Annotated in this window: 20 protein-coding genes; 10 read left to right on the forward strand and 10 right to left on the reverse strand. The window is 69.3% G+C overall.

Annotated features, from left to right (window positions below):
- Positions 1-22 precede the first annotated feature (22 nt).
- Positions 23-2,353: a DUF6049 family protein gene (locus ACZ4MU_RS03210; protein ID WP_467870200.1), complete on the reverse strand. Its 2,331-nt coding sequence runs from the start codon at positions 2,351-2,353 to the stop codon at positions 23-25.
- 240 nt (positions 2,354-2,593) lie between these two features.
- Between ACZ4MU_RS03210 and ACZ4MU_RS03215 the strand changes: the two genes are divergently transcribed.
- On the forward strand, positions 2,594-4,036 hold the full coding sequence (locus ACZ4MU_RS03215; protein WP_467870203.1) for a CCA tRNA nucleotidyltransferase: 1,443 nt from the start codon (positions 2,594-2,596) through the stop codon (positions 4,034-4,036).
- Between the two features lie 144 nt (positions 4,037-4,180).
- Here the strand turns inward: ACZ4MU_RS03215 and ACZ4MU_RS03220 are convergent, their stop codons facing one another.
- The 3 genes from ACZ4MU_RS03220 to ACZ4MU_RS03230 form a co-directional block, all read right to left on the reverse strand.
- Positions 4,181-4,702 (reverse strand): LppU/SCO3897 family protein, encoded by a 522-nt coding sequence (locus ACZ4MU_RS03220; RefSeq protein WP_467870206.1) that lies wholly within the window; start codon positions 4,700-4,702, stop codon positions 4,181-4,183.
- A 299-nt stretch (positions 4,703-5,001) separates the two neighbouring features.
- Positions 5,002-6,084 (reverse strand): inositol-3-phosphate synthase, encoded by a 1,083-nt coding sequence (locus ACZ4MU_RS03225; RefSeq protein WP_101389170.1) that lies wholly within the window; start codon positions 6,082-6,084, stop codon positions 5,002-5,004.
- A gap of 50 nt (positions 6,085-6,134) precedes the next feature.
- Positions 6,135-6,818 (reverse strand): PadR family transcriptional regulator, encoded by a 684-nt coding sequence (locus ACZ4MU_RS03230; protein WP_188276669.1) that lies wholly within the window; start codon positions 6,816-6,818, stop codon positions 6,135-6,137.
- A 375-nt stretch (positions 6,819-7,193) separates the two neighbouring features.
- Here ACZ4MU_RS03230 and ACZ4MU_RS03235 point away from each other — a divergent pair, with 375 nt between their 5' ends.
- Together ACZ4MU_RS03235 and ACZ4MU_RS03240 are read left to right on the forward strand one after the other, a co-directional pair.
- Complete coding sequence (locus ACZ4MU_RS03235; RefSeq protein ID WP_467870210.1) at positions 7,194-9,887, forward strand: transglycosylase domain-containing protein; 2,694 nt, start codon at positions 7,194-7,196, stop codon at positions 9,885-9,887.
- A 96-nt stretch (positions 9,888-9,983) separates the two neighbouring features.
- Positions 9,984-11,510 (forward strand): glycosyltransferase family 87 protein, encoded by a 1,527-nt coding sequence (locus ACZ4MU_RS03240; RefSeq protein WP_467870212.1) that lies wholly within the window; start codon positions 9,984-9,986, stop codon positions 11,508-11,510.
- A gap of 61 nt (positions 11,511-11,571) precedes the next feature.
- On the opposite strand, the gene ACZ4MU_RS03245 is transcribed toward ACZ4MU_RS03240, so the two are convergent.
- From ACZ4MU_RS03245 to ACZ4MU_RS03255, 3 genes are all read right to left on the reverse strand, one after another.
- A complete protein-coding gene (locus ACZ4MU_RS03245) occupies positions 11,572-12,603 on the reverse strand; it encodes an alanine racemase (RefSeq protein WP_467870215.1) in 1,032 nt (343 codons plus the stop codon).
- Between the two features lie 72 nt (positions 12,604-12,675).
- Entirely contained in the window at positions 12,676-13,794 is a 1,119-nt protein-coding gene (locus ACZ4MU_RS03250) for a lipid II:glycine glycyltransferase FemX (protein ID WP_467870218.1), read from the reverse strand.
- Between the two features lie 123 nt (positions 13,795-13,917).
- Positions 13,918-14,238, reverse strand: a complete 321-nt coding sequence (locus ACZ4MU_RS03255) for a hypothetical protein (RefSeq protein ID WP_467870220.1) — start codon at positions 14,236-14,238, stop codon at positions 13,918-13,920.
- A 271-nt stretch (positions 14,239-14,509) separates the two neighbouring features.
- Here ACZ4MU_RS03255 and rpsF point away from each other — a divergent pair, with 271 nt between their 5' ends.
- The 4 genes from rpsF to rplI all read left to right on the forward strand — a co-directional run bounded on the left by rpsF (position 14,510) and on the right by rplI (position 16,214).
- Entirely contained in the window at positions 14,510-14,800 is a 291-nt protein-coding gene (gene rpsF, locus ACZ4MU_RS03260) for a 30S ribosomal protein S6 (protein WP_067162183.1), read from the forward strand.
- 75 nt (positions 14,801-14,875) lie between these two features.
- Positions 14,876-15,469: a single-stranded DNA-binding protein gene (locus tag ACZ4MU_RS03265; protein ID WP_358831791.1), complete on the forward strand. Its 594-nt coding sequence runs from the start codon at positions 14,876-14,878 to the stop codon at positions 15,467-15,469.
- Positions 15,470-15,512: 43 nt separating this feature from the next.
- Complete coding sequence (gene rpsR, locus ACZ4MU_RS03270) at positions 15,513-15,749, forward strand: 30S ribosomal protein S18 (protein ID WP_005315025.1); 237 nt, start codon at positions 15,513-15,515, stop codon at positions 15,747-15,749.
- A gap of 18 nt (positions 15,750-15,767) precedes the next feature.
- Positions 15,768-16,214, forward strand: coding sequence for a 50S ribosomal protein L9 (rplI, locus tag ACZ4MU_RS03275; protein WP_067162187.1), 447 nt, complete (start codon positions 15,768-15,770; stop codon positions 16,212-16,214).
- Positions 16,215-16,402: 188 nt separating this feature from the next.
- Here rplI and ACZ4MU_RS03280 read toward each other — a convergent pair whose 3' ends face one another.
- Complete coding sequence (locus tag ACZ4MU_RS03280) at positions 16,403-17,740, reverse strand: MATE family efflux transporter (RefSeq protein WP_467870225.1); 1,338 nt, start codon at positions 17,738-17,740, stop codon at positions 16,403-16,405.
- 441 nt (positions 17,741-18,181) lie between these two features.
- On the opposite strand from ACZ4MU_RS03280, the gene dnaB reads away from it, so the two are divergent.
- Together dnaB and ACZ4MU_RS03290 are read left to right on the forward strand one after the other, a co-directional pair.
- Positions 18,182-19,651: a replicative DNA helicase gene (dnaB, locus tag ACZ4MU_RS03285; RefSeq protein ID WP_365102828.1), complete on the forward strand. Its 1,470-nt coding sequence runs from the start codon at positions 18,182-18,184 to the stop codon at positions 19,649-19,651.
- A gap of 151 nt (positions 19,652-19,802) precedes the next feature.
- Positions 19,803-21,179 (forward strand): serine hydrolase domain-containing protein, encoded by a 1,377-nt coding sequence (locus ACZ4MU_RS03290; RefSeq protein WP_467870628.1) that lies wholly within the window; start codon positions 19,803-19,805, stop codon positions 21,177-21,179.
- A gap of 81 nt (positions 21,180-21,260) precedes the next feature.
- On the opposite strand, the gene ACZ4MU_RS03295 is transcribed toward ACZ4MU_RS03290, so the two are convergent.
- A complete protein-coding gene (locus ACZ4MU_RS03295; RefSeq protein WP_467870227.1) occupies positions 21,261-21,713 on the reverse strand; it encodes a GNAT family N-acetyltransferase in 453 nt (150 codons plus the stop codon).
- A 10-nt stretch (positions 21,714-21,723) separates the two neighbouring features.
- A complete protein-coding gene (locus ACZ4MU_RS03300) occupies positions 21,724-22,212 on the reverse strand; it encodes a MarR family winged helix-turn-helix transcriptional regulator (RefSeq protein WP_467870230.1) in 489 nt (162 codons plus the stop codon).
- 141 nt (positions 22,213-22,353) lie between these two features.
- Between ACZ4MU_RS03300 and ACZ4MU_RS03305 the strand changes: the two genes are divergently transcribed.
- Positions 22,354-23,565: an MFS transporter gene (locus ACZ4MU_RS03305; RefSeq protein ID WP_467870233.1), complete on the forward strand. Its 1,212-nt coding sequence runs from the start codon at positions 22,354-22,356 to the stop codon at positions 23,563-23,565.
- The last annotated feature ends 52 nt before the right edge of the window (positions 23,566-23,617 follow it).

A 23,617-nucleotide genomic window follows, 5' to 3' on the forward strand; every position in this document is an offset into this window, starting at 1 on the left:
GGCCGCGGTGCATTGCGATAGCTCAATGCTCCACTTTCTCACCCGTGCCGGGCGAGGCCCCGCTTTCCGGACCGGTGTCCGGTGTCGGGTCACTCGGCTGCCCGGGATCGTCACCGTCGGCCGTCTCCGCAGCGTCGCTCCCGCCGGTCTCCTTCAGGGCCGTCGACCGCTTGCGGTGCGTGTACATCCTGATGCCCGCGAGGACGAGCAGCAGGACGCCGCCCGCGATCACCAGCATCACGGTCGGGGTGATCTCGGAGACCTTGACCGTGAATTCCATCGGATCGCCGTACGGCGTGCCGTCCTGCGTGTAGAGCCGGGCGGTCACCTGAACGGGGCCGTTGGCGTTGGCCGTGGCGGTGAACTTCACCGACTGGCTGTGCCCGCCGTCGATCTTGACCGGCTGCCCGCCGTTCGTGTCCTCGTTGGTGGTCACCTTGAGGCGGGAGGGGTTGCTCGGCTCCAGACGCAGCACCAGGTTGCCCACGGGCTGGACCAGCTGGTTCTGCACGGTGACGGCGAGGGTGGCGCTGCGGCCCGACATGGTGGCCGTGGACTTCTGGATGAGCCGCACCTCGCCGGTGAGGCCGTCCAGATAGCTCTGCACCCCCGCCCGGTAGATCACGGCCCCTTCGCGGTCGTCGCGCCAGGAGGTCGACATCTCGCGGTTGATGGCGTTGCCGAAGGGGGTGACCACCCGGTCCGGAGCGGTCAGGACCACCCTGAACTTGTCCAGGGTGCCCTGGGTGCTCTTCATGTCCTGGAACGCCTGCACCGGCAGTTCCTGCCTGCGCAGGGAGGCGGGGTAGGAGGAGGAGCCCGGCACCCGGGCGGTGGCGCGCGCGTCCGGCTTGACCGCGGCGGCCGCGGGGAGGTCGAGGGGCTGGGTCCAGCGCTGCGCGCTCAGGGCGCGGACGGCGCTCGCCATCGTCTGGGCCTGGCTGGCGGACGGCATCCGCTGCGGGGCGACGACGACGCTGCGCTGCTTCTCGGTGTCCTGGAGCGTGATCGCCAAGGTCTGGGCGAGGAACTCCTGGACGGCCAGCGTGGAGTTGCCGGCCCTGGACATGTCGCCCTCGAACGCCGTGGAGAGGCGGGCGTCGGAGACCACGGCCGTGGTGCCGCCGCCGATCGGCCGTGCGGCCGAGGGCGAGTAGCCGAGGCCGCCGGTCTCGCGGAGGCTGTCGCTGCGGGCGATCACGTTGTGCGCGCCCGCCGAAGTGGCCACGTCGACGATCGAGGGGTCTACCGCGCCCTGCACCGGCCAGGCGAAGTCGACCGAGGGCGTCACATGGAGGATGGTCTCCACGGTCTTCTCGGCCACCTCGGTGGCGCCCTGAAGATGGCTCAGCGACCCCGAGACGTCCTTGCCGCGATGGGCGAGCGAGGCGAGGTCCGGGTCGGCGAACGGCAGGGCGACGACCTTCTGGCCCTGCACCGCGTCCTCGAGCCTGCCCAGCCACTCCTTGGCGACGTCCTGGTTGGAGCCCGGAACATCGGTGTCGCCGGACTTGACCCGGTAGTTGCGGGTCATCGCGTCGACGGTGGCGAGCAGATCGGGGTCGATCACCCAGGTGACCGGCAGCTCGTCGCCGAGCGAGACCATCCGCTCCAGCCGTCCGCCGGGCGCGAGCTCCGCGGCCAGTTCATCGTCGGCGAAGACCGGCGTCTGCTGCTCGTCCGAGCCCGTCTGGGCGGTGAGGTGGGTGGACGACATCAGCGGCCACAAGTAGGTGAGCTGCGACTTCTTGCCGTCGACGGCCTCGGGCTGCCACGGCAGGAAGGTCCGCTGGCCGCCCAGGACCTGGTCGTAGGGCTGGTTCGCCGTCTGCCCGGAGACGGAGACGCCCAGCGGGTAGACGCCGTCGCCGTCCAGGCCCAGCTTGGCGACCGGCACGGAGAGCGTGAAGTCACGGCTGATCCCGGGGGCCAGCTTCGGGAACTTGACCGTGTACTTGTCGCCGACCTCCGGCCCGTCCAGGCCCTGCGAGGCGCCACCGTGCGCGACCTCGTCGATCCCGGTCCTGCCGTTGAGCCGCTGGCCCACCCGCAGACCCACATGGGCGCTGGTGACGGCCTGCCTGCCGGTGTTGGTGACCGTGCCGGAGATCGTCAGCGTGTCGCTCTTGACGGGGGCGCTGGGGGCCATCGAGTCGAGCGTCACCTGGACCGTGCGTGAGAGCGGCACCTTCTGCGGCACCGCCGCCGCGGTGGCATGGGCCGCCGTGGTGGCGGCCGTACCGGAGAGCAGACCGGCGATCAGGGGGGCGCCGACGGCCAGCGCCGCTGTGCGGCGCAGCCATCGGCGGGCAGGAGAGGGGCCCATCCCCTGAGAAGCTGCCGCCTCGGCCACGCGTCGCCCGTCCCTCGTCGTCGTCAGCTGTGTCGGTGGTTGTCGATTCCTGCGTCCACGCATGGTAACGAGGTGGACTGTGGCGAAGTGCCGTGGACTGCTCCACATGATCGGAAGAGTGTGCCAGGGAGCCGGGCGGGGCGGCCTCCCGGGGCCGCGCGGGGCCCCTGAGCACGCGGGGGCGGGGGCGGGTGGAAACGGTGACGCCCCCGGTCGGCCGGGCACGTACCCTCTTTTGTTGTGCCGAACGCCAATGAAGACAATCCCAGCGCCCTGAGCCAGGTGCAGCACCGCGCGGTCAGCGAACTGCTGCGGGTGTCCCCGGTCGCCGACGATCTTGCCCGCCGCTTCCAGGAGGCCGGATTCTCGCTCGCCCTGGTCGGCGGCTCGGTGCGGGACGCGCTCCTCGGCCGGCTCGGCAACGATCTGGACTTCACGACCGACGCCCGCCCCGAGGCGGTGCTGAAGATCGTGCGCCCGTGGGCGGACGCGGTCTGGGAGGTCGGGATCGCTTTCGGCACGGTGGGCTGCCAGAAGGACGGCTACCAGATCGAGGTGACCACGTACCGCTCCGAGGCGTACGACCGCACCTCGCGCAAGCCCGAGGTGTCCTACGGCGACTCCATCGAGGAGGACCTGGTCCGGCGCGACTTCACGGTCAACGCGATGGCCGTGGCGCTCCCCGCGAAGGAGTTCATCGACCCGCACGGCGGTCTGGAGGACCTGGCGGAGCGCGTCCTGCGCACCCCCGGCACCCCGGAGGAGTCCTTCTCCGACGACCCGCTGCGCATGATGCGGGCCGCCCGCTTCGCGGCGCAGCTCGACTTCGAGGTGGCCCCCGAGGTCGTCGCCGCGATGACGTCGATGGCCGAGCGGATCGAGATCGTCTCCGCCGAGCGCGTACGGGACGAGCTGAACAAGCTGCTGCTCTCGGCGCACCCCCGCAAGGGGCTGCGGCTGCTCGTGGAGACGGGGCTCGCCGACCATGTGCTGCCGGAGCTGCCCGCGCTGCGGCTGGAGAGCGACGAGCACCACCGGCACAAGGACGTGTACGAGCACTCGCTCACGGTCCTGGACCAGGCGATCGCCCTGGAGAAGGACGGGCCCGACCTGGTGCTGCGCCTCGCCGCGCTGCTGCACGACATCGGCAAGCCCAGGACGCGCCGGTTCGAGCAGGACGGCCGCGTTTCCTTCCACCACCACGAGGTGGTCGGCGCGAAGATGACCAAGAAGCGCATGACCGCGCTGAAGTACTCCAACGACATGGTCAAGGATGTCTCGCGCCTGGTGGAGCTGCACCTGCGCTTCCACGGTTACGGCACCGGCGAGTGGACCGACTCCGCGGTGCGCCGTTACGTACGCGACGGCGGGCCGCTCCTGGACCGGCTGCACAAGCTGACCCGCTCGGACTGCACCACGCGCAACAAGCGCAAGGCGACCGCGCTGTCGCGGGCCTATGACGGGCTGGAGGAGCGGATCGCGCAGCTCCAGGAGCAGGAGGAGCTCGACTCCATCCGCCCGGACCTCGACGGCAACCAGATCCAGGAGATCCTGGGGATCGGGCCCGGACCGGCGATCGGCCAGGCGTACAAGCACATGCTGGAGCTTCGCCTGGAGAACGGGCCCATGGAGCACGAAGCGGCCGTCGCGGCGCTCAAGGAGTGGTGGGCCGCGCAGGGCTGAGTCGGCCCGGGGGACGTTTCACGTGAAACACCGACCGTGGTCTCACGTGGAACCTGCGCGATGTTTCACGTGAAACATCGCGCGTCCGGATACGCCGAGGGGCGGTGTTTCACGTGAAACACCGCCCCTCGCCCGCCCCCGGGACTACTTCTTGTAGTCCTCCAGGCAGAGGGTGAACCGCTTGCTGCCGCGCTTCTCCGTGTACTCCGAGTACTTGGTGCGGTCGCAGCCGGTGATGTCGTCGTCCTTCTTCTGGACCACCTTGAACTTGGCCTTGGAGTCGCCGCAGTCCACGACCTTCAGCTCGGGGTTGGTCGTGGAGTCGGGGTTGCCGATGCTCATGCAGTCGCCGACCTTGGCGGTGTCGGCGTCGTGCCGGCCGGAGTACCAGGCCGCGAGCGCGGCGCTCAGGACGCCCACCACGACGACGATCCGGACGATCTTCTTGACGTTGCGGCGGCGCGGCGGGACGGGCGCGGGAGCGTGGGGTATCCCGTCCTGGTTGAAGTAGGGCGACTGCTGCGGCGGGACTCCCGGCTGACCCGGCTGGCCGTACGGTGCGCCTCCCTGCGGCTGGCCGTACGGTGCTGCGCCCTGGGGCTGTCCGTAGGGAGCGTTGGGCTGCGGCGCGTACGGGTTCTGGCCCTGGGGCGGCGGAGTGGACACGTGGGGGTTCCCCCTTGGTGAAAACAGATGATGTAGGACGCCCGTAAGGTAGCTGGCCCGGCTGACATCCCCGACATCGGCGGGGACTCTGTGGCCTTGGTGTGACACTCAGCCGCGCTGAAAGCGGGTCATAAACACCGCTACCGCCGTGTGGATGGGGAAACAGACGCCGGAAGTTCCTCGGACGCAGGAGTACACGCGATCACCCACGACGGGCAGGGGGGCAAGCGTCATATACGCAGAGGGACCCCGCGCCGGCACGGCACGGGGTCCCTCAACAGTCCGGCAGGAGCCGGGACTTAGCGCTCGACCTCGCCCTTGATGAACTTCTCGACGTTCTCGTAGGCCTCGTCGTCGAAGTACTGGACCGGCGGGGACTTCATGAAGTACGAGGACGCGGAGAGGATCGGGCCGCCGATGCCGCGGTCCTTGGCGATCTTCGCGGCGCGCACGGCGTCGATGATGACACCCGCGGAGTTCGGGGAGTCCCACACCTCGAGCTTGTACTCGAGGTTCAGCGGGACGTCACCGAAGGCGCGGCCCTCGAGGCGCACGTACGCCCACTTGCGGTCGTCCAGCCACGCCACGTAGTCCGAGGGGCCGATGTGGACGTTGTTGTCGCCCAGCTCGCGGTCGCGGATCTGCGAGGTGACGGCCTGCGTCTTCGAGATCTTCTTGGACTCCAGGCGCTCACGCTCGAGCATGTTCTTGAAGTCCATGTTGCCGCCGACGTTCAGCTGCATGGTGCGCTCCAGGCGGACACCGCGGTCCTCGAAGAGCTTCGCCATGACGCGGTGCGTGATGGTGGCGCCGACCTGGGACTTGATGTCGTCACCGACGATCGGGACGCCCGCCTCGGTGAACTTGTCCGCCCACTCCTTGGTGCCGGCGATGAAGACCGGAAGGGCGTTGACGAACGCGACCTTGGCGTCGATGGCGCACTGCGCGTAGAACTTCGCGGCGACCTCGGAACCGACGGGGAGGTAGCAGACCAGAACGTCGACCTGCTTGTCCTTGAGGACCTGGACCACGTCGACCGGGGCCTCGGAGGACTCCTCGATGGTCTGGCGGTAGTACTTGCCCAGGCCGTCGTGGGTGTGTCCACGCTGGACCGTGACGCCCTTGTTCGGGACGTCGCAGATCTTGATGGTGTTGTTCTCGCTGGCGCCGATGGCGTCCGCGAGGTCGAGGCCGACCTTCTTGGCGTCCACGTCGAACGCGGCCACGAACTCCACGTCCTTGACGTGGTAGTCGCCGAACTGGACGTGCATCAGACCCGGCACCTTGCCCGCCGGGTCGGCGTCCTTGTAGTACTCGACGCCCTGCACCAGCGAGGCGGCGCAGTTTCCTACACCGACGATGGCTACGCGAACCGAACCCATTCCGGTTGCTCCCTGTGTGTTCTCGACGAAGTCCTGCGGACGCAGGGCCTTCAGTTGGCGGTGTCCTCGGACGGATCCGGCCGGGTGCTGTCCCGATGCCGGGGCAGGCCGCCCGTCTCTCCTGATGTGTGGTCCTGCTGAGCGGAGCCGGTGGCCGGGCCGGATCGCTGATCCCGCCCCGCCCGCTCGCTCTCGATGAGCTCGTTCAGCCAGCGCACTTCGCGCTCCACGGACTCCATGCCGTGCCGCTGCAGCTCAAGCGTGTAGTCGTCCAGGCGCTCGCGCGTACGGGCCAGGGAGGCGCGCATCTTCTCGAGGCGCTCTTCCAGCCGGCTGCGACGACCTTCCAGCACGCGCATCCGCACCTCGCGCTCCGTCTGCCCGAAAAAGGCGAAACGTGCCGCGAAGTGCTCGTCCTCCCAGGTGTCGGGACCGGTGTGGGAGAGCAGTTCTTCGAAATGCTCCTTCCCCTCGGCCGTCAACCGGTAGACGATCTTGGCCCGGCGCCCTGCGAGTGAAGCGGCGAGAGCGTCCTCGGGAGCGCTGCCCGGTTCCTCGATCAACCAGCCGCTCGCGACCAGCGTCTTGAGGCAGGGGTAGAGGGTCCCGTAACTGAAGGCCCGGAAGATCCCCAGTGAGGTGTTGAGCCGCTTGCGCAGCTCATACCCGTGCATCGGGGCCTCGCGAAGCAGGCCGAGTACGGCGAATTCGAGGATGCCGGAGCGTCTGCTCAACCTTCGCCTCCTCTGCCGCCGCGGGCCTTTATGCCGTGCTGATGTATCGACTCGATACATCCTGACGATAGAACGGCTGGGCCTCTGCGACAAGAGGGGCCATGGTGAACGGCGTCACATCGTCAATTCATCGGAAGCAAGTTGCCTGATTTGGGGTGAACTTCGACCCTAGGCTGGTTTTGACCGTGCGTAGTCTGTGCGGCATGCAGACCACCGGGAGCCGAGTGACGTCAGGGGGCGTCGGCGCGTACCGCGTCATCGGCATACCGGATGCACGGCGGACGGGCCCGGCGCAGGGCTGGTCCGTCTGTCGGGGGGACCGGAACTCACCAGTCGCTTCCAGGCGCTCTCGCCTGCCCGAGGAGTAGTCGTTCGATGAGCGAGCACCGTCGCAAACCGCCGGAGTCGCAAGGCGGGGGCCGCGCGGCGGCCCGGCGGGCTGCCCAGCAGCCGTCCGGCCGCCGTGCGCCGTCCGCCCGGGACTCCGTCACGGGATCCCCTTCCGGCGGCTACGGAGAGCAGCGGCCGGCCGGTGGGCGCGCCGAGGCGCGACGGGCCGCTCAGCGGACCGGACGCAGACGGGCGGACGGGCCCGGCGGCGGCGGTCCGGCGGGCCCCGGCGGGCGCCGCGGCGGATCGGGCCCCGGCGACCGCGGGCCCGGAAAGAAGCGCTTCATCGACTACCCGCGCCGCGCCAAGCACGGGTGGCGCCGCTGGATGCCCTCGTGGAAGCTGGTCGGCGGACTGAGCCTGGGCTTCCTCGGCACCCTGGTGATCGCGATCGGCATCGCCTACTGGACCGTGAGCGTCCCGAACGTGGCTCAGGCGGCCCAGGCCGAGAACAACGTCTACTACTGGGCCGACGGGTCCCAGATGGTCGCGACCGGCGGTGAGGTCAACCGCCAGATCATCGCCTACGAGAAGATCCCGGCCGCCATGCGGTACGCGGTGATCTCGGCGGAGAACAAGACCTTCGAGACCGACTCCGGCGTCGACCCCCAGGGCATCGCGCGCGCCCTGGTGAACATGGCCAAGGGCGGCCACACCCAGGGTGGCTCCACGATCACTCAGCAGTACGTGAAGAACGCCCGGCTGGACGACCAGTCGCAGACCCTGACCCGCAAGTTCAAAGAGCTCTTCATCTCCATCAAGGTCGGCGCGACCAAGAAGAAGAGCGAGATCATGGCGGGCTACCTGAACACCGCGTACTACGGACGCGGTGCCTACGGCTTGCAGGCGGCGGCCCGCACGTACTACAGCAAGGACGCCAAGGACCTCGATCCGAGCCAGTGCGCGTTCCTCGCCTCGCTGCTCAAGGGCGCCACCTACTTCGACCCCGCCGGCGCCACCGAGATCGACCCGGCGGCCACCCCGCAGCAGAACACCAAGAACGCCATGAACCGGTGGTCCTGGATCCTCGACGAGGAGGTGAAGGACGGCCATCTGACCGCGGCGGAGCGGGCGAAGTACAAGACCTTCCCGATGCCCGACAAGCCCAAGAAGAACGCGCAGCTCAGCGGGCAGATCGGCTATCTGGTCAGCCTCTCGAAGGCGTACTTCGTGAACAACAACACCCAGGGCATCAGCGCCAGCGACCTGGACAAGGGCGGCTACGAGATCCACACGACCTTCGACAAGAAGAAGGTCCAGGCGCTCGAAGGGGTCGTGAAGAAGGTCCGCAAGGAGAACATCGACGAGAAGAAGCGGCCGACGCTCGACACCTTCGTCCAGTTCGGTGCCGCCTCCGTGGACAACAGGACCGGCGCCATCAAGGCGATCTACGGCGGTGAGGACGCGACGAAGCACTTCACCAACAACGCCGACCAGACCGGTGCGCAGGTCGGCTCGACCTTCAAGCCGTTCGTCCTGGCCGCCGCCATGGAGTACGGCAAGCGCGACCCGAAGGGTCCCAAGGACCAGGGCGAGTCGCAGCGCACTCCGGTCTCCCCGAAAAGCATCTACAGCGGCATGAACAAGCTGAAGATCAAGAACTACGACGGGAGCGTCTGGACCAACGAGAAGGGCGATCCCTGGAACCAGACCAACGACGGCAACCAGTCCTACAACCCGCCGAGCTACGCCATCGACCTGCGGTACGCGATGCAGGAGTCGGCGAACACGCCCTATGTCCAGCTCGGCATGGACGTCGGCACGAACAAGGTGAAGGACGTGGCCCTGGCGGTGGGGCTCCGCAAGGACAGCCTCGCGTCCTCGACCGTGCCGTCGTTCTCCATCGGCACCTCCTCCCCCAGCGCGATCCGGATGGCGGGCGCCTACGCCACCTTCGCCACCAGCGGGATGCACCACGACGCCTACTCGGTCGAGAAGGTCATGCGCCGGGGCGGCGTGATCTACAAGCACGAGGACAAGGCGACCCGCGCCTTCTCCGCCGCGGTCGCGGACAACGTGACGGACGTCCTGAAGAACGTGGTCGAGAAGGGCACCGGCACCAACGCCAAGCTCAGCGGCCGTGACGTGGCGGGCAAGACCGGTACCACCGACGGCAACCGGTCCGCCTGGTTCGTCGGCTACACGCCGCAGCTGTCGACCGCGGTGAGCATGTACCGCCTCGACGACAACGAGACGAACAAGAAGCGCGAGTTCCTGAAGATGTTCGGGACCGGCGGCCAGAAGAAGATCCACGGTGCGTCCTTCCCGTCGACCATCTGGCACGACTACATGGAGCAGGCGCTGAACGGCGTACCGGCCGTCGACTTCCCCGCGCCCGAGCCGATCGGCGAGAAGGTGTTCGGCGGCGGCATGTCGCCCAGCCCGACCCCCTCCCCGTCGCCGTCGAACTCGCCGTCGCCCTCCACCAGCCCCTCGCCCAGCCTTTCGCCGAGCCGGACCCCCTCCTCCCCGAAGCCCAGCAAGTCCTGCGGCAAGTGGGACTGGAACTGCGGCGGCGGCCCCGGTGGCCCCGGCGGCACGGACGCGGGCACCGACGCGGGTATGGACCAGGGCGCCACCAGCGGGGACATCAGCGGGCCCTCCGGCAGCCCCTCGCCCAGTAAGTCCAAACCGGGCAGCGGCCCCCAGGGAAGCATCTTCGGGGGGCCCAACGGCTAGCGGGCCCGGCGCACGCGGCTGAACGCCAGGGGCGATGTTTCACGTGAAACATCGCCCCTCGGCATTTCCCCGGGGGCGTACGGCAGGATGTGCGGCATGACGAGCGAGACCAGTGCCCGCGCGTACGAGACCCGCCCGGGCAAGCCCGCAGGGCCCGTCGTACGCCCCACGGAGCAGGACGAGGTCGCCGCGGCCGGCAGTGAGGTCCTGGGCGGCCCCATGGGCCGCTGGGCCTCGGGGGCGGGCCACTGGCTGACCCCTGTCCGGGTGATCGCCCTGGTCGCCCTCGGCATGTTCGCCCTCGGGATGGCACAGAAGGCCCCCTGCTACGAGTGGGCGTGGTTCCGGGGCGTGAACTCCCAGTACACCCACGCCTGCTACTCCGACATCCCGCACCTGTACGTGGGCCGGGGCTTCGCCGACGGGAAGGTGCCCTACTTCGACCGGCTCTCCGGCGACATGGACTTCCTCGAATACCCGGTGCTGACCGGGCTGTTCATGGAGGTGGCCTCCTGGCCGGTCTCGTGGATGTCCGGCGGCTCCATGCAGCACCGCGAGCAGATGTACTGGATGGTCAACGCGGGGATGCTGATGGCCTGTACGGCCGTCATCGCGGTCTGTGTGGCGCGGACGCACCGCCGCCGCCCCTGGGACGCGCTGCTGGTCGCCCTGGCGCCCGCCTTCGCCCTCACCGCGACGATCAACTGGGACCTCTTCGCCATCGCCCTGACCGCCGTCGCCATGCTGCTGTGGTCCCGCGGCCGCCCGCTCGCCTTCGGCATCCTGATCGGGCTGGCTACGGCCGCCAAGCTCTACCCCGTGCTGCTGCTCGGACCGCTGCTGTTCCTGTGCTGGCGGGCCGGGAAGTGGCGGGAGTACGGGGCAGCCGTGCTCGGGGCGGCGGGCGCCTGGCTGGCGGTGAACGTGCCGGTGATGCTGTTCGCGCCGGAGGGCTGGAAGAAGTTCTACACCTTCAGCCAGGAGCGCTCCGTGGACTTCGGCTCCTTCTGGCTGATCATCTCGCAGCGCACCGGCAAGTCCCTGGACGTCGACATGGTGAACAACCTGGCGACGCTGCTGATGGTGCTGCTGTGCGCGGGCATCGCGGCGCTGACGCTCACCGCGCCGCGCCGTCCGCGCTTCGCCCAGCTCGCCTTCCTGGTCGTCGCCGCGTTCATCCTGACCAACAAGGTCTACTCACCGCAGTACGTACTGTGGCTGATCCCGCTGGCGGCGCTGGCCAGGCCCCGCTGGCGCGACTTCCTGATCTGGCAGGCGGGGGAGGTCGTCTACTTCCTCGGGATCTGGACGTACCTCGCGTACACGATGAGCGGCGAGAAGCACCAGGGGCTGCCGCCGGAGGGCTACCAGCTGGCGATCGCCGCCCATCTGCTGACGACGCTCTACCTGTGCGCCGTGATCGTGCGGGACATCCTGATGCCGGAGGGCGACGGCGTACGGCGCGACGGCTCGGACGACCCCTCCGGAGGCGTGCTCGACGGGGCCCCGGACGTCTTCGTCCTGGGGCAGGCGGCGCATCCGCCCCGGCACGCGGCTCCTCTGGTGGAGGTGCCGCGGGTGGAGTGGGGCAGGCAGCCGGGCGCCCAGGACGGCTGGACGTGACACGAGGGGCCCCCGCCACCGGCGGGGGCCCCTTGTCGTGTCCGGGCGGTGACGCCCGTTCCTAACGGTCGACCATGCGGTCGAACTGCGTCGTGGTGTGCCGCAGATGGGCCACCAGCTCGTCACCGACACGCGGCTCCTGGGAGTCCGCGGGGACGAAGAGGATCGACACCTGCATGTGCGGCGGCTCGGCGAACCAGCGCTGCTTGCCGTCCCAGACGAACGGCGACAGGTTGCGGTTGACGGTCGCGAGACCGGCCCGGGCTACGCCCTTGGCACGCGGCATCACCCCGTGGAGCGCCTTGGGGGCCTCCAGACCGACGCCGTGCGAGGTCCCGCCGGCGACCACGACCAGCCAGCCGTCGGAGGCGGCCTTCTGCTGGCGGTAGCCGAAACGATCGCCCTTGGCGACCCGGGTGACGTCCAGGACGGCACCTCGGTACTCGGTCGCCTCGTGGTCGCCGAGCCACAGCCGCGTACCGATACGCGCGCGGAAACGGGTTTGCGGGAACTGTTGCTGGAGCCGTGCCTGCTCCTCGGCCCGCAGATGACTGACGAACATGGTGTGCAGCGGCAGCCGGGCCGCGCGCAGCCGGTCCATCCAGCCGATGACCTCCTCGACGGCGTCGGAGCCGTCGGTGCGGTCGAGCGGCAGGTGCAGGGCGAAGCCCTCCAGCCGTACGTCCTCGATGGCGGAGTGGAGCATGCCGAGCTCCTCCTCCTTGATGCCGTGGCGCTTCATCGAGCTCATGCACTCGATGACCACGCGCGCGCCCACGAGGGCGTGCACCCCGTCCACGGAGGACACCGAGCGGATCACGCGGTCCGGCAGCGGCACCGGCTCCTCGCTCCGGCGGAACGGCGTGAGCACCAGCAGGTCACCGCCGAACCAGTCCTTGATGCGCGCGGCCTCGTAGGTGGTGCCGACCGCCAGGATGTCCGAGCCGAAGCGGTTCACCTCCTCGGCCAGGCGCTCGTGGCCGAAGCCGTAGCCGTTGCCCTTGCAGACCGGGACGATGCCCGGGAACTGGTCGACCACGGACTTCTGGTGCGCCCGCCAGCGAGCGGTGTCGACGTACAGGGAGAGCGCCATGGCCGGTTCCGGAACCTTTCTGGTGGCTGCGGTGTGTCAGAGGTTGGTGGGGACGGGAGTGCACAACACCCGTCAGCGCCTCGACATGTACATGTCGAGCGCCTTGTGCAGCAGCTTGTTCAGCGGGAAGTCCCACTCGCCGACGTACTCGACGGCCTCGCCACCGGTACCCACCTTGAACTGGATCAGACCGAAGAGGTGGTCCGTCTCGTCGAGCGAGTCGGAGATGCCGCGCAGGTCGTAGACGGTCGCGCCCATGGCGTACGCGTCGCGCAGCATCCGCCACTGCATCGCGTTCGAGGGCCGGACCTCACGGCCGATGTTGTCGGACGCGCCGTAGGAGTACCAGACGTGCCCGCCCACGACGAGCATCGTCGCCGCCGACAGGTTCACGCCGTTGTGGCGCGCGAAGTAGAGCCGCATCCGGTTGGGGTCCTCGTTGTTGAGGACCGTCCACATGCGCTGGAAGTACGAGAGCGGGCGGGGCCGGAAGTGGTCGCGGACGGCCGTGATCTCGTACAGCCGCTGCCACTCGGCCAGGTCCTCGTAGCCGCCCTGGACGACCTCGACGCCGGCCTTCTCGGCCTTCTTGATGTTGCGGCGCCACAGCTGGTTGAAGCCCTTGAGGACGTCGTCGAGCGAGCGGTTGGCGAGCGGCACCTGGAAGACGTAGCGCGGCTGCACGTCGCCGAAGCCCGCGCCGCCGTCCTCGCCCTGCTGCCAGCCCATCTTCCGCAGCCGGTCGGCGACTTCGAAGGCACGCGGCTCGATGTGAGTGGCCTCGACGTCGCGCAGACGCTTGACGTCCGGGTCCTGGATGCCGGACTTGATGGCGGCCGAGTCCCAGCGGCGGATGACGACCGGCGGGCCCATCTTCACCGAGAAGGCGCCCTGGTGCTTGAGGTGCGCCAGCATCGGCTGGAGCCACTCGTCGAGGTTCGGGGCGTACCAGTTGATGACCGGGCCCTCGGGAAGGTACGCCAAGTACCGCTTGATCTTCGGCAGCTGGCGGTAGAGCACCAGGCCGGCGCCGACCATCTGACCGGTCTTGTCGAACCATCCGAGGCTCTCCGAGCGCCACTCGGTCTTCACGTCAGCCCACGCCGGGACCTGGCAGTGGCTAGCCGCGGGCAGGCTCTGGATATACGCCAGATGCTGCTCTCGGCTGATGGTCCTCAGGGTCAGGCTCATGCGGGGCGCTCCTCGGCAGGTGTGTCCCCATGGGTACAGGGGCTCCGGCTCTCGCGCCGAAGCCTACTGCGCCCGGGGAGCGCCCCGGATGGCTGTACGGACCTGAACGGGTGCGGGGTGTCCTCAGCGGCCGATGACGCCGCCGAAGAGGCCGCCGTGGGCCATGCCGAGGAAGAAGCCGACGGCGGCGGCGCCGAGCCCGAGGATCAGCAGGAACCGCTCGCGGGTCGTCACCGAGATGAACTGTCCGTACGCGCCCGTGAGGATCCCCACCAGGCCCGCCCAGGAGCTGAGCAGGTGCAGGTTGTGGAAGAACGCCGTGGCGAAGGCCAGCGCGCCGAGCACGACGGTCACCGCCATGAAGGCGTCCTGACGGGGGTGGGGCTTGCCGTCGGTGGCGAAGAGGGAGACGACGGACGAGTTCGATCGCATTGCCTGTGCCATGAGGCACCTCCTGGCGGAAGCGGAGCGCGGCGAAGGGTAGCGCCGCGCACACCCGATGTGTACAGATTGCGGCCCCTGACCGCCGGATTTCAACCGGAAGCCTGTGTGCAGGTACTCTGTACGGTCTGCACCGGTGTCTGCCCTGGCCAGGACGCGGTCCCCCTCTTTCGGGGCGGGATTGTCAGTGGCGGCGGATACCGTTGTTCACGCATCACGACCCTCCTGCCACGGAACGACCGTGGCCGCTGAGTCCAAAGGAGGTGGGTTCCACATGCGTCACTACGAGGTGATGGTCATCCTCGACCCCGATCTGGAGGAGCGCGCTGTCTCCCCCCTGATCGAGAACTTCCTCTCCGTCGTCCGTGAGGGCAACGGAAAGGTCGAGAAGGTCGACACCTGGGGCCGTCGTCGTCTCTCCTACGAGATCAAGAAGAAGCCCGAGGGCATCTACACGGTCATCGACCTCCAGGCCGAGCCTGCGGTCGTCAAGGAGCTCGACCGTCAGATGAACCTGAACGAGTCGGTCCTCCGGACCAAGGTCCTCCGTCCCGAGACCCACTGAGCTTCCGCTCAGAAGTCATCGGGTTCCGAGTAGCAACACAGCAGCCAGCAGCAATCCCCGCCGAGAGGTTCACCCATGGCAGGCGAGACCGTCATCACGGTCGTCGGCAATCTCGTCGACGACCCCGAGCTGCGCTTCACCCCCTCCGGTGCGGCCGTCGCGAAGTTCCGTGTCGCGTCGACTCCCCGCACCTTCGACCGTCAGACCAATGAGTGGAAGGACGGCGAAAGCCTCTTCCTGACCTGCTCGGTCTGGCGTCAGGCGGCGGAGAACGTCGCCGAGTCGCTCCAGCGAGGCATGCGCGTCATCGTGCAGGGCCGGCTGAAGCAGCGGTCCTACGAGGACCGCGAGGGCGTCAAGCGCACGGTCTACGAGCTGGACGTCGAGGAAGTCGGCCCCAGCCTCAAGAGCGCCACGGCCAAGGTCACCAAGACCACCGGTCGAGGCGGCCAGGGTGGTTACGGCGGCGGTGGTGGCCAGCAGCAGGGCGGTGGCAGCTGGGGTGGAGCCCCCAGTGGCGGCCCGCAGGGCGGCGGCGCTCCCGCCGACGACCCCTGGGCCTCCAGCGCGCCGGCCGGCGGCGGCCAGCAGCAGGGTGGCGGCGGTGGCGGCTGGGGCGGAAGCTCCGGCGGCTCCGGCGGCGGCTACTCGGACGAGCCGCCCTTCTAGGGCAGCCCGTACCCCCACTTCTTGATCACACAGGAGAAACACCATGGCGAAGCCGCCTGTGCGCAAGCCTAAGAAGAAGGTCTGCGCTTTCTGCAAGGACAAGACCGCTTACGTGGACTACAAGGACACGAACATGCTGCGGAAGTTCATTTCCGACCGCGGCAAGATCCGTGCCCGCCGCGTGACCGGCAACTGCACGCAGCACCAGCGTGACGTCGCCACGGCCGTCAAGAACAGCCGTGAGATGGCGCTGCTGCCCTACACGTCCACCGCGCGATAAGGGAAGGGTGACCGAAAAATGAAGATCATCCTCACCCACGAGGTCTCTGGCCTCGGTGCCGCCGGCGATGTCGTCGACGTCAAGGACGGCTACGCTCGCAACTACCTGGTCCCGCGTGGGTTCGCGATCCGCTGGACCAAGGGCGGCGAGAAGGACGTCGAGCAGATTCGTCGTGCTCGCAAGATCCACGAGATCGCCACCATCGAGCAGGCCAACGAGATCAAGGCCCGCCTCGAGGGCGTGAAGGTGCGTCTGGCCGTTCGCTCCGGCGACGCCGGCCGTCTCTTCGGCTCCGTCACCCAGGCCGACGTCGCTGCGGCGATCAAGGCTGCCGGTGGCCCGGACGTGGACAAGCGTCGCGTCGAGCTCGGCTCGCCGATCAAGACCCTGGGCGCGCACCAGGTGTCCGTGCGTCTGCACGCCGAGGTTGCCGCGAAGGTTGGCGTCGAGGTCGTCGCCGCCTAAGGGCATCGCTCAGCAGAGCATAAGAAGGGCCGCACCCTCCGGGGTGCGGCCCTTCGCCGTTGTCGGCAGGGGAGGTTTCACGTGAAACATCGCCTCTGCCCGGCGGACGGCAGACCTCCCGGTGTGGAGTTTCCCGTGAAACATCGCCTTCCGGTGGGGGCGGAACGCTCGGCGGTGGGCGCGCGCCCTCAGCGCGTCGCGCCCGTGACCAGCCACCGCCCCGAGCGGGCGCGGAGCCACAGCGTCAGCATCCGGACGGACATCATCAGGGTCATCGCCCACCACAGGGCGGTGAGCCCGCCACCGAGCGCCGGGACCAGCAGCGCCACGGGGGTGAAGCAGGCGAGCGTCAGCAGCATCGCCCACGCCAGATAGGGGCCGTCGCCCGCGCCCATGAGCACCCCGTCCAGGACGAAGACGACCCCCGAGACCGGCTGGGAGAGAGCGACCACCAGGAGCGCGGGGAGCAGGGCGTCCCGGACCGTGTGGTCGCCGGTGAAGAGCGGGATGAACAGCGGCCGGGCCACCGCCACCAGCAGACCGAGCACCACCCCGGCGGCGATGCCCCACTCGACCATGCGCCGGCACGCCTGGCGGGCGCCCTCGGTGTCCTCGGCTCCCAGATAGCGCCCGATGATGGCCTGTCCGGCGATCGCGATCGCGTCGAGGGCGAAGGCCAGCAGGCTCCACAGGGAAAGGATGATCTGGTGCGCGGCGATGTCGGCGTCGCCCAGACGGGCGGCCACGGCGGTGGCGATCATCAGGACGGCGCGCAGCGAGAGTGTACGGACCAGCAGCGGAACCCCGGCCTGGGCGCTGGCGCGGATGCCCGCCACGTCGGGGCGCAGGGAGGTGCCATGCCGCCGGGCCCCTCGTACGACGACGCGGAGGTAGACGGCGGCCATGGCGAACTGGGCGGTCACGGTGCCCCAGGCGGAGCCTGCGATGCCGAGGTCCGCCCCGTAGACGAGCCCGAGGTTCAGTGCCGCGTTGAGGGTGAAGCCGCCGACGGCCACGTAGAGCGGTGTCCTGGTGTCCTGGAGGCCGCGCAGGATGCCGGTGGCCGCGAGCACCATGAGCATGGCGGGGATGCCGAGCGAGGAGATGCGCAGATAGGTGACGGCGTGGGGAGCGGCGGTTTCCGAGGCCCCGAAGAGGTCGATGAACCAGGGGGCAGCGGGCAGGACGACGGCGATGACGGCCGCGCCGAGCAGCAGGGCGAGCCAGACGCCGTCCATGCCCTGCCGGATGGCGGCCGGCAGGTCTCCGGCGCCGACGCGGCGTGCGACGGCGGCCGTGGTGGCGTAGGCGAGGAAGACGAAGACGCTCACGGCGGTGGTGAGGAGGGCCGCCGCGATGCCCAGACCGGCCAGTTGCGGGGTGCCGAGGTGGCCGACGATGGCACTGTCGGCCATGACGAAGAGCGGCTCGGCGACCAGGGCGCCGAAGGCGGGGACGGCGAGCGAGACGATCTCGCGGTCGTGTCGGCGCCGGATGTTCCTCGGTGCCACGGGGGCCTGTGTCATGAACCCAATCTAATCTTCCACAGGTAATGGATGCAATGCCTGTGTGACCCTTACCTTGGAACCGGAGTGCGGTTCGGCTGTGCGCCGTTTGTCGCGATCTTGGGCCAGCCGGGAAAGTTTTTCTCCCCCACAGCCGGTGGATGGACAAACCGCAGGTCAAGCGGGTGGTGGCGGGGTGGCTATGACTTTGTCCACAGTGCTGTCCCCCGGTCCGTGCACAGGTTCTGCGGGGTTCTCCACAGCATCTGGTCCGTCGTCCACATGGCCTGTGGATAACCAGATTGGCTGAAGGTGCCGACGGGCCTAACGTGGACCGGCGCCCGACGCGCCGGAACCGGAGTCGGGCTTCTCGTTTTGTCAGTGCCGTGCCGTAGAAAGAGTGGCACGGCTAGGTCCGCGGAGCGGACGGGAGGAGGTGGCCCGGTGAGCATTCCCGAGCCCTTGGACGACCCCTGGGCCGACAGCGGTCCGGGTGACCGTCTGCCCGTCTCCCGCCCCCGCCGCGCCGAAGGACGGGGGCGCGGCCGCGACGACCAGCACGACCGGGGCCGCGAGAGCGAGTCCTGGGACGGCGGCGGCTCGTCCGGCTTCGAGCGGGTCCCCCCGCAGGACATCGACGCCGAGCAGTCCGTCCTCGGCGGCATGCTGCTCTCCAAGGACGCCATCGCGGACGTCGTGGAGATCATCAAGGGCCACGACTTCTACCGCCCGGCCCACGAGACCGTCTACACGGCCATCCTCGACCTGTACGCGAAGGGTGAGCCGGCCGACCCCATCACCGTGGCGGCCGAGCTGGTCAAGCGGGGCGAGATCACCCGCGTAGGCGGCGCCTCGTATCTGCACACCCTGGTCCAGTCGGTGCCGACCGCGGCGAATGCCTCGTACTACGCGGAGATCGTCCACGAGCGGGCCGTGCTCCGCCGTCTCGTCGAGGCGGGCACCAAGATCACGCAGATGGGATACGCGGCGGACGGCGACGTCGACGAGATCGTCAACTCCGCCCAGGCCGAGATCTACGCGGTCACCGAGCAGCGCACCAGCGAGGACTACCTTCCGCTCGGCGACATCATGGAGGGTGCGCTCGACGAGATCGAGGCGATCGGCTCCCGCAGCGGCGAGATGACCGGTGTGCCGACCGGCTTCACCGACTTCGACTCGCTCACCAACGGTCTCCACCCGGGCCAGATGATCGTCATCGCGGCCCGGCCCGCCATGGGTAAGTCCACCCTGGCGCTGGACTTCGCCCGGGCCTGCTCCATCAAGCACAACCTGCCCAGCGTGATCTTCTCCCTCGAAATGGGCCGCAACGAGATCGCGATGCGTCTTCTGTCGGCCGAGGCCCGGGTCGCGCTGCACCACATGCGCTCGGGCACCATGACCGACGAGGACTGGACCCGCCTGGCCCGCCGGATGCCGGACGTCTCCCAGGCCCCGCTGTACATCGACGACTCCCCGAACCTGTCGATGATGGAGATCCGCGCCAAGTGCCGCCGGCTCAAGCAGCGCAACGACCTCAAGCTCGTCGTCATCGACTACCTCCAGCTGATGCAGTCCGGCGGCTCCAAGCGGGCCGAGAGCCGTCAGCAGGAGGTCTCGGACATGTCCCGAAACCTCAAGCTGCTCGCCAAGGAGCTGGAGCTCCCGGTCATCGCGCTCTCCCAGCTGAACCGTGGCCCCGAGCAGCGTACGGACAAGAAGCCGATGGTCTCCGACCTGCGTGAGTCCGGCTCCATCGAGCAGGACGCGGACATGGTCATCCTGTTGCACCGCGAGGACGCGTACGAGAAGGAGTCCCCGCGCGCGGGCGAGGCGGACCTGATCGTGGCCAAGCACCGTAACGGCCCGACCGCCACGATCACGGTCGCCTTCCAGGGCCACTACTCGCGCTTCGTGGACATGGCACAGACCTGATCCTGGCTTCGCCCCGCGGCGGTGACGAACGGACGGACCGTAGGCCGCGCACCGGCCGCCGCGTGTCGGGGGAAAACCGTTCGACGGCTGTGGAGTGCGGGGATACACCTGGAGCATGACCTCAACCCCGCGTCTCCCGATCACTCCGCCGATGACCACGGCCCCCACCGGCCTTCTGCCCAGTACCGAACGCGCGCTGATCCACCGCCTCGCCGTCGCCCAGTCGGAGGGGCGTCTGCCCTCGCTGGTCGCCGCCGTGGTGCGTGAGGGCCGGATCGTCTGGACGGGCTCACGTACGTCGGTCGAAGGCCATGGGCCCGACGGAGACGTCCAGTACCGCATCGGCTCGATCACCAAGACGTTCACCGCCGTACTGGTCATGCGGCTGCGGGACGAGGTGCTGCTGGACCTCGGGGATCCGCTGGAGAAGCACCTGCCCGGCACCGGGGTCGGTGAGGTGACCATCGCCCAACTCCTCAGCCACAGCGCCGGGTTGGCGGCCGAGACGCCCGGGGCCTGGTGGGAGCGGAGCTCGGCCGCGCTGCGCCCGGCGCTCTCGGACGTGCTGGGGGAGAACCCGCTGCCGCATCCGGTCGGCAGGCTGCACCACTACTCCAACCCGGGTTACACACTGCTCGGTTCGCTGGTCGAGGCCGTACGGGGAGTTTCCTGGGAAGAGGCCCTGCGGGCTGAGATCCTCGAACCGCTGGGGCTGACCAGGACGAGCGCCCAGCCGGTGGCCCCGCACGCGGGCGGCTGGGCCGTGCACCCCTGGGCCGACGCCCTGCTTCCCGAGCCGTCCGAGGATCTGGGACTCATGGCACCGGCGGGCCAGCTGTGGTCGACGGCCGCGGACCTCTGCCGGTTCGCCGCGTTCCTCGCGGAAGGGGACGACCGGGTGCTGAGCGCCGCGAGCGTACGGGAGATGCGCGCCCCCTCCGCTCCGCCCGAGGCGGGGGACTGGCAGGGCGGTTATGGGCTGGGCGTCCAGCTGAGCCGCCAGGGCGGTCACCGCACCCTCGCCGGTCACACCGGCTCGCTGCCCGGCTTCGTCGCCGGGCTGTGGATCAGTGTGGAGGACGGGGTCGGGGCGGTCGCCCTCACCAACTCCACTTCCGGGACGGCCCCGGCGGTCGCCGCCGACCTCATCCGGATCGTCGTCGAGGCCGAACCGAAGCTCCCCGCCCCGTGGCGGCCCCTGTCCGAGGTCGACCCGGCTCTGCTGGAGCTCACCGGGCCCTGGTACTGGGGGACGTACACCTACGGTCTGCGGCTGAACGCCGACGGCACGATGGTGCTGGAGCCGCTGCGCGGGAACGGTCGTTCATCCAGGTTCGAGGCGCGGGCGGACGGCAACTGGGTCGGCCTCAACGGCTACTACCGGGGTGAGACCCTGCGGGCGATCCGTCGGCCGGACGGCTCGGTCAGCCACCTCGACCTCGGGTCGTTCGTCTTCACCCGGGAGCCGTACGGACCGGGTGAGGTGGTCCCGGGCGGAGTGGACCCCGAGGGCTGGCGCGGAGTCTGATGTTTCACGTGAAACGTGGCCCCTGTTTCACGTGAAACCTTCCACGGCCCCCGGGGTGATCGACGCAGCGCGTCCCGGGGGTCAGAGCGCCTTCTTGAAGCCCAGGTGGGACGCCTCGAAGCCCAGCCGCTCATAGAAGCGGTGGGCGTCGATCCGTGTGGCGTCCGACGTGAGCTGGACCAACTGGCAGTCCATGCGCCCGGATTCCTCGACGGCCCACTCGATGAGGCGGGTGCCGAGACCACTGCCGCGCTCATCGGCGTGGATGCGGACGCCCTCGATGATCGAGCGGGTGGCTCCGCGCCGGGACAGTCCCGGGACGACCGTCAGCTGGAGTGTGCCGACGACCCGGTCGTCGCGGACGGCCACGACCAGGTGCTGGTTGGGGTCTTCGGTCAGCCGCTCGAAGGCGGCGAGGTACGGGGTCAGATCGCCCGGCGACTCCCGCTCGGCGCCCAGCGGGTCGTCGGCGAGCATCGCCACGATCGCCGGGATGTCCTGGGCCGTCGCGGGCCTTATCTCAAGATCGCTCATGGCCCGGAGACTACGCCGGGGACAGCTGTGCCGGGGAGGGCTGGGCCGGGACGCGGAGTTGCTCGACGGCCCTGACCAGCGGTGCGAGCTCCGGGTTCCGCGCGGCCTCGTCGAGTGCCTCGCGCAGGGCGCGGTCATTGGTGGGCCGGGCCGCCGCGAGCAGCTCCTGGCCGGCCTCCGTGACGTCGGTGTAGATCCCGCGGCGGTCGGTGTCGCAGAGGTAGCGGGTCAGCAGGCCGCGGTCCTCCAGGCGAGTGACCAGCCGGGTGGTGGCGGACTGGCTGAGGACGACGGCGTCGGCCACCTGCTTCATCTGGAGGTGACCCCCCGGGCCGCTGTGCTGGCGGCTGAGGACATCCAGCAGAGAGTACTCGCGCACGCTCAGCTCGTGCCCCGACTGCAGGGCCCGCTCGATATGGGCCTCGATCCTGCCGTGCAGCAGCGAGAGGGCGCACCAGCCCTGTGAGAGGGCGGTGAGTGCGGGGTCCGTCGCGGTCATGCGTCTGTCCTCCGTCCGGAGCGGCTTGACACCAGGGTAGGCCACGAACGCAATAGCCCGCGTTTGCAATTAACCCGCGCCTGCAATTATTGTGGACGCTTGTAAGGCGCTCGTGCAATCTCCTGGAAGGCTGAGAATCCCATGCCCCTCGCGCTCCTAGCCCTGGCCATCGGGGCGTTCGGTATCGGCACCACCGAATTCGTGATCATGGGCCTGCTCCCGGAAGTGGCGGACACCTACGGCGTGACCATCCCGATGGCGGGTTACCTGGTGACCGGTTACGCGCTCGGCGTGGTCCTGGGCGCCCCGCTGATGACCGTCCTGGGTACCCGGATCTCCCGCAAGCGCATGCTCATGCTGCTGATGGGCTTCTTCATCGTCGGCAACGTGCTCTCCGCCGTCGCGCCCGTCTTCGGGCTGATGCTCGCCGGGCGGATCGTCGCCTCGTTGGCGCACGGCGCGTTCTTCGGTATCGGCTCGGTCGTCGCGGCCGATCTGGTCGCCCCCGAGAAGAAGGCCGGGGCCATCGCGATGATGTTCACCGGTCTGACCGTCGCCAATGTCATCGGAGTCCCGCTGGGCACCCTGGTCGGCCAGCAGATCGGCTGGCGCACCACGTTCTTCGTCGTGGCCGCGCTCGGCGTGGTCGGACTCCTGGGCGTCGCCAAGCTCGTCCCCGACATGCCGAAGGCCGAGGGCATCCGGCTGCGCCACGAGATCGCCGCGTTCCGCAACGTCCAGGTTTTGCTCGCCATGGCGATGACCGTGCTCGGCTTCGGCGGTGTCTTCGCCGCGATCACCTACATCACGCCGATGATGACCCACGTCACCGGCTACGCCGACGCCTCCGTCACCTGGCTGCTCGTCCTCTTCGGCCTCGGCATGGTCGCGGGCAACCTGATCGGCGGCCGGTTCGCCGACCGGGCGCTGATGCCGATGCTCTACGCCTCGCTGAGCGGTCTCGCCGTCGTCCTGGCCCTGTTCACCCTCACCGCCCACGACAAGGCCGCCTCGGCCGTCACGGTCTTCCTGATCGGCGCACTCGGCTTCGCGACCGTACCGCCGCTGCAGAAGCGGGTCCTGGACCAGGCCGCGGGCGCCCCCACCCTCGCCTCCGCCGTGAACATCGGCGCCTTCAACCTCGGCAACGCGCTCTCCGCCTGGCTCGGCGGGCTCGTGATCGCCGCCGGGCTCGGCTACACCGCCCCCAACTGGGTCGGGGCCGCGCTCGCCGCCTCCGCGCTCGTCCTCGCCCTCGTCTCCAGCGCGCTGGAGCGGCGGACGCGAACCGGCGGCCGGATCGTCACGAGCGGCGCGCCCGAGCCGGCCCGCGCCACCGCGGCGCACCACTGACCGCCCCCTCAGCACCCGGCCTTCCGGTCGACCCCTCTCCCCGCACGCATCA

It is taken from the genome of Streptomyces sp. NPDC026377, assembly GCF_055567715.1.

What these genes read in the sequence shown, in the direction of transcription:
- ACZ4MU_RS03225 (WP_101389170.1), bottom strand. Translation starts at nt 6,084, where the DNA reads ATGGGTTCGGTTCGCGTAGCCATCGTCGGTGTAGGAAACTGCGCCGCC.
- ACZ4MU_RS03235 (WP_467870210.1), top strand. Translation starts at nt 7,194, where the DNA reads ATGAGCGAGCACCGTCGCAAACCGCCGGAGTCGCAAGGCGGGGGCCGC.
- ACZ4MU_RS03240 (WP_467870212.1), top strand. Translation starts at nt 9,984, where the DNA reads ATGACGAGCGAGACCAGTGCCCGCGCGTACGAGACCCGCCCGGGCAAG.
- ACZ4MU_RS03245 (WP_467870215.1), bottom strand. Translation starts at nt 12,603, where the DNA reads ATGGCGCTCTCCCTGTACGTCGACACCGCTCGCTGGCGGGCGCACCAG.
- ACZ4MU_RS03250 (WP_467870218.1), bottom strand. Translation starts at nt 13,794, where the DNA reads ATGAGCCTGACCCTGAGGACCATCAGCCGAGAGCAGCATCTGGCGTAT.
- ACZ4MU_RS03255 (WP_467870220.1), bottom strand. Translation starts at nt 14,238, where the DNA reads ATGGCACAGGCAATGCGATCGAACTCGTCCGTCGTCTCCCTCTTCGCC.
- rpsF (WP_067162183.1), top strand. Translation starts at nt 14,510, where the DNA reads ATGCGTCACTACGAGGTGATGGTCATCCTCGACCCCGATCTGGAGGAG.
- ACZ4MU_RS03265 (WP_358831791.1), top strand. Translation starts at nt 14,876, where the DNA reads ATGGCAGGCGAGACCGTCATCACGGTCGTCGGCAATCTCGTCGACGAC.
- rpsR (WP_005315025.1), top strand. Translation starts at nt 15,513, where the DNA reads ATGGCGAAGCCGCCTGTGCGCAAGCCTAAGAAGAAGGTCTGCGCTTTC.
- rplI (WP_067162187.1), top strand. Translation starts at nt 15,768, where the DNA reads ATGAAGATCATCCTCACCCACGAGGTCTCTGGCCTCGGTGCCGCCGGC.
- ACZ4MU_RS03280 (WP_467870225.1), bottom strand. Translation starts at nt 17,740, where the DNA reads ATGACACAGGCCCCCGTGGCACCGAGGAACATCCGGCGCCGACACGAC.
- ACZ4MU_RS03290 (WP_467870628.1), top strand. Translation starts at nt 19,803, where the DNA reads ATGACCACGGCCCCCACCGGCCTTCTGCCCAGTACCGAACGCGCGCTG.
- ACZ4MU_RS03295 (WP_467870227.1), bottom strand. Translation starts at nt 21,713, where the DNA reads ATGAGCGATCTTGAGATAAGGCCCGCGACGGCCCAGGACATCCCGGCG.
- ACZ4MU_RS03300 (WP_467870230.1), bottom strand. Translation starts at nt 22,212, where the DNA reads ATGACCGCGACGGACCCCGCACTCACCGCCCTCTCACAGGGCTGGTGC.
- ACZ4MU_RS03305 (WP_467870233.1), top strand. Translation starts at nt 22,354, where the DNA reads ATGCCCCTCGCGCTCCTAGCCCTGGCCATCGGGGCGTTCGGTATCGGC.